This is a genomic window from Acidovorax benzenivorans, from assembly GCF_028680575.1.
Lineage (GTDB): Bacteria > Pseudomonadota > Gammaproteobacteria > Burkholderiales > Burkholderiaceae_C > Acidovorax > Acidovorax benzenivorans.
In genome coordinates this window covers 22,180-34,312 of the sequence record NZ_JAPCKI010000010.1, presented here as the reverse complement: position 1 = coordinate 34,312, position 12,133 = coordinate 22,180, and the positions used below count along the sequence as shown (strand labels likewise).

Genomic DNA, 12,133 nt, shown 5'->3' with positions numbered 1-12,133 from the left:
CGTCAGACACCCTGGCCTGACAACAGTTCCAGCATGCCGGCTTCGTCGAGCACGGGCACACCCAGTTCCTGGGCCTTGGCCAGCTTGCTGCCGGCTTCTTCGCCCGCAACCACGTAGCTGGTCTTTTTGCTGACGGAGCCCGCCACCTTGGCGCCAGCGGCCTCCAGCATGTCCTTGGCGGCGTCTCGGCTCAGCGTGGGCAAGGTACCGGTCAGCACCACCGTCTTGCCCGCCAAAATCTGTGGGGCGCGCTCGGCCACCAGGCCCTCGGGCCAGGTCACGCCGCAGGCGCGCAGTTGCTCGACCACCTCTCGGTTGTGCGGCTGCTGAAAGAAGGTGTGCAGGCTCTGTGCCACCACAGGGCCCACATCGTTCACCTGCAGCAACTGCTCCACGCTGGCGTCCATGATGGCGTCCAGTGTGCCAAAGTGCCGCGCCAGGTCCTTGGCCGTGGCCTCGCCCACGTGACGCAGCCCCAGGCCGAACAAAAAGCGTGGCAAGGTGGTCTGCTTGGATTTTTCGAGCGCAGCCAGCACGTTCTGGGCCGATTTCTCGGCCATGCGCTCCAGCGCGATGAGCGATGTGAGGCCCAGCCGGTACAGGTCGGGCAGCGTGCGGATCACGTTGGCATCCACCAGCTGGTCCACCAGCTTGTCGCCCAGGCCCTCGATGTCCATGGCGCGGCGCGCGGCAAAGTGCAGGATGGCCTCCTTGCGCTGCGCGGCACAGAACAGGCCGCCCGTGCAGCGGTGGTTGGCCTCGCCCTTTTCGCGCACCACGGCGCTGCCACACACGGGGCAGGCCTTGGGCATACGGAAGTTGGGGACGTAAATCTCGCGAGGAGGGTTTCCGTGAGGCCGCTTGACGGGCACACCATCAACAGAAATGACTTCCGTCGCATCCGTGAGTGGGGGCATCACTCCCACGACTTCGGGAATCACATCACCGGCTCGGCGCACGATCACCTGATCGCCCACCCGCACGCCTTTTTTGCGAATTTCGAATAGGTTGTGCAGCGTGGCGTTAGTGACGGTAACCCCGCCGACAAAAACTGGTGTCAGGCGCGCTACGGGTGTGATCTTGCCGGTGCGCCCCACCTGCACGTCGATGCCTTCGACCTTGGTGGCCATCTCCTGCGCGGGGTACTTGTGCGCTACGGCCCAGCGCGGCTCGCGGGTCTTGAAGCCCAGGTCGCGCTGCAACTGCAGGGAATTGACCTTGTAGACCACACCGTCGATGTCGTACGGCAGCGCATCGCGGCTGGCTCCCACCTGCTGGTGAAATGCTACCAATTCAGTAGCACCTACCGCAATCTGCACCTGCGCTGCAACGGGAAAACCCCATGACTTCAGCGTCTGCAGCATCTCGTAGTGCGTGCGGAACACCGGCCCGCCATCGCCGGGCGGCGTGATGGCGCCCAGGCCATAGGCAAAAAAGCTCAAGGGACGCTGGGCGGTGATGCCAGAGTCGAGCTGGCGCACAGCACCCGCTGCGGCGTTGCGTGGGTTCACAAAGGTCTTGCCGCCCTGCTCCCGCTGGCGCTCGTTGAGAGCATCAAAGTCTGCGCGGCGCATGTAGACCTCGCCACGTACTTCGAGCAGCGGCGGTACACCGCCAGGCAGCGTGAGGGGTATCTGCCGGATCGTGCGGATGTTGTGCGTCACGTCCTCGCCCACCTCACCATCACCGCGCGTAGCGGCTTGCACCAGACGGCCGTTTTCGTAGCGCAAGCTCATGGCCAGGCCGTCGAACTTGGGCTCGGCCACGTATTCGATGGCAGGGTCAGATTCCGACAGGCCCAGCTCGCGCCGCACGCGGGCATCAAACGCCTGCGCGCCGGTGGCCTCGGTGTCGGTTTCGGTGTGGATGCTGAGCATGGGCACCGCGTGGCGCACCGATGCCAAGCCCTCCATCACCGCACCAATCACGCGCTGCGTGGGCGAATCGGGGGTGATGAGGTCGGGGTGCGCGGCCTCCAGCGCCTGCAACTCGCGGAACACACGGTCGTATTCGGCATCGGGCACCGTGGGTTCGTCCAGCACGTAGTACTGGTGCGCCCAGTGGTTGAGCTGGTTGCGCAGTGCTTCGATTTTGATAGCTGGTTGCGCTTGATCTGCGGGCGCTGGAGCCGAAAAAAGGTCCAAATTGTCGGTCATGACCGCAACAACGCTCAACTGAAGAGGCGCCGGGCCAATACAGAACCTGCCGACAGGTCGCGTCCATCCAACTGGTCGTACAGCAGCTCCAGGTCCGCAGCAATCGGGTCCATGGCCATCGCGGGCAGCGGCTGGCCGTTCTGGTCGCAGAGCACCCCGTCCATGGCCTCGCACAGCGCGGCCCCTACGTCGCGCAGGCGCGCAAAGGGTTGTTCGGTACGGTGGACTTGTGCCACGTCCAGGCTCAGAGTGATGTCGCGGATGGCGGACTGGTCGGGGTCTTCGGCCAGCGCAGCCTGGGTGTCGTAGCCCAGCGTGAGCAGGGGCGGCAAGCCCTGTGCGCTGGCAGGCAGCACCAGGCGGCCGGGCATGGCTCCGGGCACAAAGCCCAGGCGGGCGGCGTTCTGCTGCACGTAGCCGGGGCTCCAGGCGGCCTGGCGGGCGCGCAGCATGAACATGAGCTGGGCGTCGTGGTCGCTGGCGAACTGGTCCAGCTCGCGGGCGCGGGCCACTTCCTGCAGCATGTCGGGGAAGTCGGGGGCGGCATTGATAGCGTCGGCAAACGCCTGGGCCTTGACGACGAACTCGGAAAACTCGATCTCGTTGAGCGCGCCCATGCGGTTGGCCAGCTGCACACCGGCTTGGAAGCTCTGGTAGCGCTGGCCCGGTGCAGGGGTTTCCCACTGCTGGTTCGCTTCGTTGAGGCCTTCGATGGCGAACGGCTTGCTGCCTGCGCGGCGGGTCGGCGGCAGCGCGGCCAGAGCAGCATCGCCCGACACCACATGCTCGGGCTGCAGCGATGCAATGACATCGATGAGCGGATCGAGCCCGGGGCGGCGCTCCAGCGAAAACGGTGGCACGGGCAGCTGCAGGGCCTCATCAGCATCGACCGCATGCTCCGAGGGATCGGGGCCCCGGTCGAGGCCGTGAAACTCACCCGGCGGTACGGCCACGGCAGCCCCCGCATCGAAGCCGGGCTCCTGGCGCTGGGTCGGCTCGCCCGCGGGATCCACCGGCTCTTGCGGCAGCGCGCGCTTGGGCGCATTGCGGCGCGAGGTCCAGGTGTTGTAGGCCACGATGAGGGCCAGCACCAGACCGCCGATGATGGCCAGACTCAGTTGCAATGTGCTCATGGGTTCAGAGAATTTGAGTTTTTCAGGCGTCGGCCATCGAAAGCGCGGACTCCATGTCCACCGCTACGATGCGCGACACGCCCTGCTCCTGCATGGTCACGCCGATCAGTTGCTCGGCCATTTCCATCGCGATCTTGTTGTGGCTGATGAACAAAAACTGCGTGCCCTTGCTCATGCTGGACACGAGCTTGGCATAACGCTCGGTGTTGGCGTCGTCCAGCGGCGCGTCCACCTCGTCCAGCAGGCAGAACGGTGCGGGGTTGAGCTGGAAGATGGCAAACACCAGCGCAATGGCCGTGAGGGCCTTTTCGCCACCCGACAGCAGGTGAATGGTCTGGTTCTTCTTGCCGGGGGGCTGGGCCATCACCTGCACGCCGGAATCGAGGATTTCGTCGCCCGTGATGATGAGCTTGGCCTGGCCGCCGCCAAACAGCTCGGGGAACATGCGCCCGAAGTGGCCGTTGACCGTATCGAAAGTGCCTGAGAGCAGCTGGCGTGTTTCGCCATCGATCTTGCGGATCGCGTCTTCCAGCGTGTTCATCGCCTCGGTCAGGTCGGCGGTTTGCGCATCGAGGAAGATCTTGCGTTCGCTGGCGAGCTTCAGTTCGTCCAGTGCTGCCAGGTTCACGGCGCCCAGGGCGGCGATCTCGCGGTGCAGGCGGTCGATTTCGCTTTGCAAGCCACCCACGCGCACATTGCCTTCGGTGATCGACTGGGCCACGGCTTCGAGGTCGGCCTGGGCGTCGGTCAGCAAGGTGGTGTACTGCTCCAAGCCCAGGCGCGCGGCCTGCTCCTTGAGCTGGAATTCAGTGATGCGCGCGCGCAGCGGGTCGAGCGCACGTTCGAGCTGCATGCGGCGTTCATCGCTGGCGCGCAGCTTGGTCGTCAGATCGTCGTATTCGCTGCGCTGGGCACCAAGGGCCTTTTCGCGCTCCATCTTCACTTCCAGCGCGGCCTGCAGGCCGCCTTGCGCAGCGGCATCCGACAGGCGGGCAAGCTCATCGCGTGCGCGCTGCTCTTCGTCAGCCAGGGCCTTGGCCTGCTGGGTGGCGGTTTCGATGGAGCGGTTGAGTTCGCCCCGGCGCGCCTCCAGGCTGCGCTGCGAAAACGTGGCCTCCTGCGCCTGGCGCTCCAGCGTGCGCTGCTGCTCGCGGCAGGCGGTGAGTTTGCGTTCGGCTTCGATGACCTTGTCGCCCAGCTGGGCCTCGCGCTCCTGGCTGTCGGCCAGCTGCATGTCCAGTTCTTCAAAGCGTGCCTCGGCGGCCACGCGGCGCTCCTGCAGGTCGGCCAGCTGGGCTTCCACCTCGGCCAGATCGCCGTCGATTTGCTGGCTGCGTGCGCGGGTCTGCTCGGCCAGCTGCGTGAGGCGCAGGGTTTCGACTTGCAGCTCGTGGGCACGACTTTGTGTTTCGGTGGCTTCGCGGCGTGCGGCCACGAGGCGCTGGGAAGCATCGGCATACGCAGCCTCTGCGCGGACCAGGGCCGTGCGCGATTCTTCCGCGATCAGGGCCTGCGCGCGCAGCTCTTTTTCGAGGTGCTCTATTTCCTGCGCGCGGGCCAGCATGCCGGACTGCTCGGAGTCCTGCGCATAGAAGCTCACGCTGTGCGCGCTGACAGCATGGCCGGTAGGAACAAACACTACCTCCCCGGGCTGCAGCGTGCTGCGGCGGGCCAAAGCGTCGTCCAGCGTGGGAGCGGTGTAGCACCCCTGCAGCCAGTCCACCAACACCGCACGCAGGCCCGCATCGTTCAGGCGCAGCAGGTCCGACAGGCGGGCGTGGGGGGACGATGTTTCGGGGTGGCCCGCAGCGGGGGCGCTGTAGAAAGCCAGGCGGGCGGGCGGAGCATCGTTACCGCCGGAGCCCAGGAAGCCGCGCACCATGTCCAGGCGCCCTACTTCCAAGGCAGCCAAGCGTTCGCGCAATGCAGCTTCCAGCGCGTTTTCCCAGCCGGGCTCGATGTGGATGCGGCTCCACAGTCCTTGCAGGCCGTCGAGCCCATGTTTGGCAAGCCAGGGACGCAGCTTGCCATCGGTCTTGACCTTTTCCTGCAGAGCCTTCAGGGCCTCCATGCGGGCCGACAGGTCGGCCTGGCGAGCGCTTTCGGTGTTGACGGCCTGCTGGCGCGCGCGGCGGTCGTCGTCGAGCTGGGGTACGGACTCCTGCAGCTCGTGCAGGCGGGCTGCGGTCGTTTCTGCGATCTCTTGCGCTTCTTCGAGCTGCTCGCGCAGGTTGGTCAGGCGGGCTTCGTCGGGCGCGGCCAGCGCGTTGCGGTCGGTGCGCAGGCGCTCAAAGCGGGCGTCGAGCTGGCGGCTTTGCTCGTCAAAGCTGCGCTGCTCGGCAGCGAGCACGCCAATCTGCTGCTGCACCTGCACCACGGCAGTCCGTTGCTCGGCCGTGCGGCTTTGCGCCTGGCGCAGGGCCTCTTCCAGGTCGGGCAGCTGCATGGCCTGCTCTTCCACCTGGGCGGCCAGCATCTCGGCGCGTTCTTCGGCGTCCACACCGGCACCGGCCAGGTTTTCGAGCTCAGTATCGGCCACTTCCTTGCGGGCCTGCCACTGGGCGATCTGCTCGGCCAGCGTGACCAGGCGCTGCTCCACGCGCTGGCGGCCTTCTATCACGTAGCGGATCTCGGCTTCGAGCTTGCCGACCTCGGCCGTGGCTTCATAAAGCTTGCCCTGGGCCTGGTTCACCTGGTCGCCAGCGGCGTAGTGGGCCTGGCGGATGGTTTCGAGATCAGACTCCACCGCGCGCAGATCGGCCATGCGCGATTCCAGGTCGTTCACGGCCTGCAGGCCGTCCAGGCGCACCTTGTTCTGCTGCTCCTCTGCCTCGGCCCGCTTCAAAAACCACAGCTGGTGCTGCTTGAGCGTTGCGTCGGCCTGCAGGGTGTTGTACTTGGCGGCCACCTCGGCCTGCTTTTCGAGCTTTTCGAGGTTGGCGTTCAGCTCGCGCAGGATGTCTTCAACCCGCGTGAGGTTCTCGCGCGTGTCCGACAGGCGGTTTTCGGTCTCCCGGCGGCGCTCCTTGTATTTGGAGACGCCCGCAGCCTCTTCGAGGAACAGGCGCAGTTCCTCAGGGCGGCTTTCGATGATGCGGCTGATGGTGCCCTGGCCGATGATGGCGTAGGCACGGGGCCCCAGGCCCGTGCCCAGGAACACGTCCTGCACGTCGCGGCGGCGCACGGGCTGGTTGTTGAGGTAGTAGCTGCTGGTGCCGTCGCGCGTGAGCACGCGGCGCACGGCCACCTCACCGTACTGGCCCCACTGCCCGCCCGCGCGGTGGTCGGAGTTGTCGAAGACCAGCTCCACACTCGCGCGGCTGGCCTGCTTGCGGGTGGTGGTGCCGCTGAAGATCACGTCCTGCATGGACTCGCCACGCAGCTCGCTGGCCTTGCTCTCGCCCAGCACCCAGCGCACCGCATCCATGATGTTGGACTTGCCGCAGCCGTTCGGGCCCACCACGCCGACCAGTTGCCCGGGCAGCATGAAGTTGGTGGGTTCAGCGAACGACTTGAAGCCGGAGAGCTTGATCGAGGTAAGACGCACGGATCAGAAGGCGGATAAAAGCAGGAGGGACGCGGGGGTCATACAGACACGGCGCCGGTGCGCAGTCCCGGCGTAAAACACACCGGCAGGGCCGGGTGTCGGCAAGGCCGGAATGATACCGCGCCGCCTGCCCGACCCCGCAGCCCTGGGGGCGCAGGTGGCACCTTGGGAGACTTTCGACTGGAAAATTCAGTCAAATTGGCCTGATGTGCTAGTGCAACAAGGCTTGTTTGCTATCAATTTTGATGGATCTGCAACAGGCCTCAGAAGCTCTCAGAAGGTGCTTGCGATCTCGCGGGGAGTCGCGTTGGAGCGCGTAGCGGTCATGCGGGCAGTCCCATGCACCCGGCGCGGGCCCGCGTTATCAGCGGCTGCCATCCAGTGCGCCATTGGTGCGGCGTACCAGCTCCTCAAACGCAGCCACCGCCACGGGGGGGCTTAGCAGGTAGCCCTGCCAGGCGTGGCAGTGGTGGCGTTCCAGAAACTCGCGTTGCGCCTCGGTCTCCACGCCCTCGGCGATCACGCGCAAGCCCAGACTGGTGCCCAGCGCCACCACGGTGCGCGCAATCGCAGCATCGTTGGGGTCGGTGAGCACGTCGCGCACAAAGCTCTGGTCGATCTTGAGCTGGTCCAGCGGCAGGCGCTTGAGATAGCTCAGCGACGAGTAACCGGTGCCAAAGTCGTCGAGCGAAAAGCCCACGCCGTAGCCTTTGAGCTGGCCCATCTTGTCGATGGTGTCCTCCACATCCTGCAGCAACAAGCCTTCGGTCATCTCCAGCTTGAGCTGGTGGCCGTCGGCCCCCGCACCGGCCAGCGCCGCGAGCACCTGGGCGACAAAGCTGACCTGGTGAAACTGCCGAGGGCTCACATTGACCGCCAGGCTCAGCAAGGCCAGGTCGGGCTGCTGCGCCCAGGCGGCCAGCCGCCGACAAGCCGCCTGCAGCACCCACTCGCCCAGCGGCAGGATCAGGCCGGTTTCTTCGGCCAGCGGGATGAAATGTGCGGGCGAGATGAACCCCTCGCGCGGGTGCCGCCAGCGCAGTAGCGCCTCGGCCCCGGTGATGCGACCGTGGTCGATCTGGGGTTGGTAATACAGCTCGAACTGGCCTTGGGCCAGACCCACCCGCATGTCCAGCTCCAGCGTGGCGCGGGCGCTGACCACGGCCTGCATCTGGGGGTCATAAAAGCGCAAGGTATCGCGCCCTGCGTTCTTGGCCTGGTACAGGGCCAGGTCGGCACGCTTGAGCAGCTCGTCCACGGTCTCGCGCGTGCCGCTGTAAATGGTGACGCCCATGCTCAGCGAGCTGTGGTGCGCGTCGCCGTCGATCTGATAGGGCTCGCGCAGCACGCCCAGAATGCGCTGGCCCACGTCCTCAGCACGCGCGGCGGCCTCCTCGGGGCTATCCCCCAGGTCTTCCAGCACGACCACAAATTCGTCGCCGCCCTGGCGGGCCACGGTGTCATCCTCATGCACACAGCCGCGCAGGCGGTGCGCCACCTGTAGCAGCAAGGCATCCCCCCGGTCGTGGCCTCGGGTTTCGTTGACGGTCTTGAAGTTGTCCAGGTCCAGCATCAGCAGTGCACCACTGCGCTGGTGGCGCGCGCTGGTGGCCAGCGCCTGCTGCAGCCGGTCCATCAGCAGGCGGCGGTTGGGCAGCCGGGTGAGCGGATCGTAGTAGGCCAGCTGGTTGATCTCTTCCTCGGCGGCCTTGCGCTCGCTCAGGTCCTGCATGGTGATCAGGCGGCCACCCTCGACAAAAATGCCGGAGATCTCTACCGGCTTGTACTTGCCGTCCGCACAACAGATCGTGTACTCGGCCAGCGGAACCAGGCCCTGGTGCGTGGCATCGAGGAGCCTTTTGCGGATCTCTTCACGCTCTGCAACGTCGGGGTAGGCGCGTTTCCACCAAGTATCGCTGTCGGGCACGTCCTCCTGGGTGTATCCACAGATCTGGACATAGCGCTTGTTGCGGAAGCTGATGAGTCCATCGTCCTGCACCAGGCACAGGCCCATGGGCAGGCGCTCCAGAATGCTGCGCAGGCGCTGTTCATTGGCGCGCAGGTCTTCTTCCATGCGCTTGCGTCCCGTGATGTCCTGCACCACGGCAATGTGGTAGCCGGGCGCGGAGCTCGTCGCCCACATCGACGACACCGTCAGATCGCCCCAAACCTCGTGCCCGTCCTTGTGGATATAGCGTTTTTCCAGCCGGTACTCGGGCACATCACCGTTCTGCAGTCGCCGCGCATGGGCCTGGTCTGCCGCCAGGTCGTCGGGGTGGGTGAAGCTCTGAAAGGTCATACCCACCAGCTCCTGCGGGCTATATCCCAGGATGTCGCCGTAGCGCTGGTTGACCCGCACAAACTGGCCAGTGGCCGAATCCACCTGGGCCACACCTACGGTGGCCTGGTTGAAGAGCGCACGAAACCGCTCTTCGCTCTCGCGCCGCGCCTCGTCGGACAGTTGGGCGCGCACCAGCGCCAGGGTGCGCTGGCGCACCAACAGGGCCACGGTGGACGCCAGCAGCAACGACACCAGCCCTGCGGCCAGTCCGGCCAGCCACGGCAAGCGCGTTTCCGACGCCGTCAGAAACGACCGGGTCGGGTAGAAGGTGAGCTGCCAGCGCCGGTCGTGCACCCGCAGCTCGCGTACCAGGGGCTTCGCGCCGGGCAGGCCCGGGGCAGTCTGCGCCAGCAAGGGGCGCACCGTGGCGTCGCCCGAGTCGGTGCGCACCGGCCCCAGGTCGGCCATGGCGACGGCGATGCCGTTCAGGAACCCTTGGCTACCCAACCCCTGCACCAGGTCATAAACCCGCAGGGTGGACGCCACTGCCCCCAAAAAACGCCGCTCTGCCGAGCCTGCAGTAGGGTCGAGCACCGGCACGCGAATGACAATGCCTGCGCGGTGTGTCTCCTCCTGCAGCAGGTCGAACGGGGCAGACACCACGGTCCGCCCACTGTCGCGGCTGTAGCGCATGGCCGCGAGGTTGGCGGGCTGGGCACTGATGTCCAGGCCCAGCACGCCTTCGTTGCCAAACATGGGCCAGAGGTACTCGGCCACAAAATATTCGGCCCGCTCGCCGGGCGGATGGATCTTGAACTGGGGCAAACCTTCGGGCGACAACGAGGTGTCGGCCCGCACCCTGGCCTCGTAGGCCTCGCGCTCGCTCCCCGGCACCCAGCGTGTGAAAGACAGGTTGCGCACGCCGGGGTAGCGCTGGCCCACCTCCATCTCGCTGGCCGCCCGCTCAAAGTCCAGGCGTGACAAATGAGGGTTGGCAGTGAACAGCCCACGCAGGCCGTTGACGACCTCGGTGTGACCGAAGATGCGCTGGCTCAGCGCCTCGGTAAACGCCCGCGTCTCCTGGGTAAAGCGCGCTTCTTCGATCTGTGCCATCGACGCGGCCTGGTGCTGCACCAGCCACAGGCTTACCACCAACCCCAGAACGGCCACGCCCACGCCCGCAACCCAATGCCGATAGCGGCTTTGGGGGGCCAGGGCTGCCAGGGGGGAATGGGTGAAAGAAGTCAGAGACGCACCTTTGCGTTACCAGCCAGAGTTTGGGCCGGACACCATGCAAGTTGCGCAGGATAGCGGCAATCCCGCCAGTATGGAGCCAACATTTGGTTACGGTGAAAAATTTAAGAAAAAAGTGCCTCTAGCGCCACAGTGACATGCCTCGCAAGCTATGAAATGATGAGCGCATTTCATAACCCGAAAGTCTACGGATTTACCCGAGGGTTACCCCTGGCGCGACCGGGTACGGCGCGAACTGGCTGCGGTTTTCATTCACATCCAGCGCCCTCCCGATGGGCGGAAACGCCCGCTGTGGGCAGGCGGCCCGCTCGCACACCTTGCAGCCCATGCCGATGGGCACGGCTGCATCAGGGTTGGCCAGGTCCAGCCCGCGTGAATACACCAGCTGTGGCGCGTGGCGGATGTCACAACCCAGCGCTACCGAGAACTCCTTGCCGGGCACGCCCCACCCGCCCCCGCTGCGCGATACGGTACGCGCCACCCACAGGTAGGCACGGCCATCGGGCATGCGTGCCACCTGCGGCACAGTGCGGCCGGGTTGGGCAAAGGCCTCGTACACATTCCACAGCGGGCAGGTGCCGCCGATCTTGCTGAAGTGAAAGTGCGTGGCCGACTGCCGCTTGCTGATGTTGCCCGCGCGGTCCACCCGGATGAAGAAGAACGGCACGCCGCGCGCGCTAGGGCGTTGCAGGGTGGACAGGCGATGGCACACCGTCTCAAAGCCCACGCCAAACTGGTGGCCCAGCCGGTCAATGTCGTAGTGCGCAGCCTCTGCCGCCCGCAAGAAGGGCGTGTAGGGCAACACCAGCGCCCCCGCAAAATAGTTGGCTAGGCCAATACGCGCCAGGGCCCTGGCCTGGTCACTCGACAACCCAGCGCCATTGGCCAAACGCTGCAGTTCCGCGCCCTGCTCTAAAAACGCCAGCTGCGTTGCCATCTGAAAGGCACGCTGCCCGCGCTCCAGCCCCGCTGCCAGCTGCAGCACGCCAGCGTCGGCCTGGAACACGCGCTGCGCCTGCCCGGGTAGGTCGGCCACATCCACCACACGCACGCCATGGGCCACCAGCAGGCGTTGGACCAGCGCTTCATCGGCACGACCGGGCAACAGACCCCACTCGGCCGCGCAGCGTTCAGCAGCGTCGTCCAGCTCGGCAATGTGGTTCTGGCGCGCGAAGAAGAAGTCGCGCACCTCTTCATAGGCCATGGGTGGGTGGCTGGGCAGTGGGGCCACCCCGCTGCGGTCGTCCCCCCACTGGCTGCCCAGTGCCTCCAGCCGTTCCAGCGCCTGCCGGTGCCGCTGGTGCAACGCCAGCAGCGTGCGTGCCACGGCGGGCATACCGGCGGCCAGCTCGCGGATCTCGGCCAGGGATACGACGTCACCCGCGCCTTCCCCGCCCACACCGGCGGGCAGATCGGCCAGCACCTCGCGCAGGCCAGTGATCAGGCGCGCCTCGTCGTCGTCCGAAAAGCGCTGCACATCCACGCCAAACACGGCATTGATCTTGAGCAGCACAGGCACCGTGAGCGGGCGCTGGTTCTGCTCCAGCTGGTTGAGGTAGCTGGCCGACAGGTCCAGCGCGCGCGACAGCGCCACCTGGGTCATGCCACGTTCTTCGCGCAGGCGGCGCAAGCGCACGCCCATGAAGGTTTTTTTCATTCCATCTTTCCAGCGTTGCCGCGTGTTGCCTTTGTCGCCATTCGCAAACTTTGCAAACTATGAATTTTTGATTCGCAATCATTCGCCAATTCAGGCCTTACATAG

Annotated in this window: 5 protein-coding genes; all 5 read right to left on the bottom strand. The window is 65.9% G+C overall.

Features of this window, described 5'->3' with window-relative positions:
- Positions 1-2: 2 nt before the first annotated feature.
- On the bottom strand, positions 3-2,156 hold the full coding sequence (gene ligA / locus OIN59_RS16775) for an NAD-dependent DNA ligase LigA (RefSeq protein WP_274112214.1): 2,154 nt from the start codon (positions 2,154-2,156) through the stop codon (positions 3-5).
- A 14-nt stretch (positions 2,157-2,170) separates the two neighbouring features.
- Positions 2,171-3,289: a cell division protein FtsZ gene (locus OIN59_RS16770; protein WP_274112213.1), complete on the bottom strand. Its 1,119-nt coding sequence runs from the start codon at positions 3,287-3,289 to the stop codon at positions 2,171-2,173.
- 22 nt (positions 3,290-3,311) lie between these two features.
- Entirely contained in the window at positions 3,312-6,836 is a 3,525-nt protein-coding gene (smc, locus tag OIN59_RS16765) for a chromosome segregation protein SMC (RefSeq protein WP_274112212.1), read from the bottom strand.
- Between the two features lie 364 nt (positions 6,837-7,200).
- A complete protein-coding gene (locus tag OIN59_RS16760) occupies positions 7,201-10,293 on the bottom strand; it encodes a bifunctional diguanylate cyclase/phosphodiesterase (RefSeq protein WP_274112211.1) in 3,093 nt (1,030 codons plus the stop codon).
- A 271-nt stretch (positions 10,294-10,564) separates the two neighbouring features.
- Positions 10,565-12,028: a short-chain fatty acyl-CoA regulator family protein gene (locus OIN59_RS16755; protein WP_274112210.1), complete on the bottom strand. Its 1,464-nt coding sequence runs from the start codon at positions 12,026-12,028 to the stop codon at positions 10,565-10,567.
- Positions 12,029-12,133 lie beyond the last annotated feature (105 nt).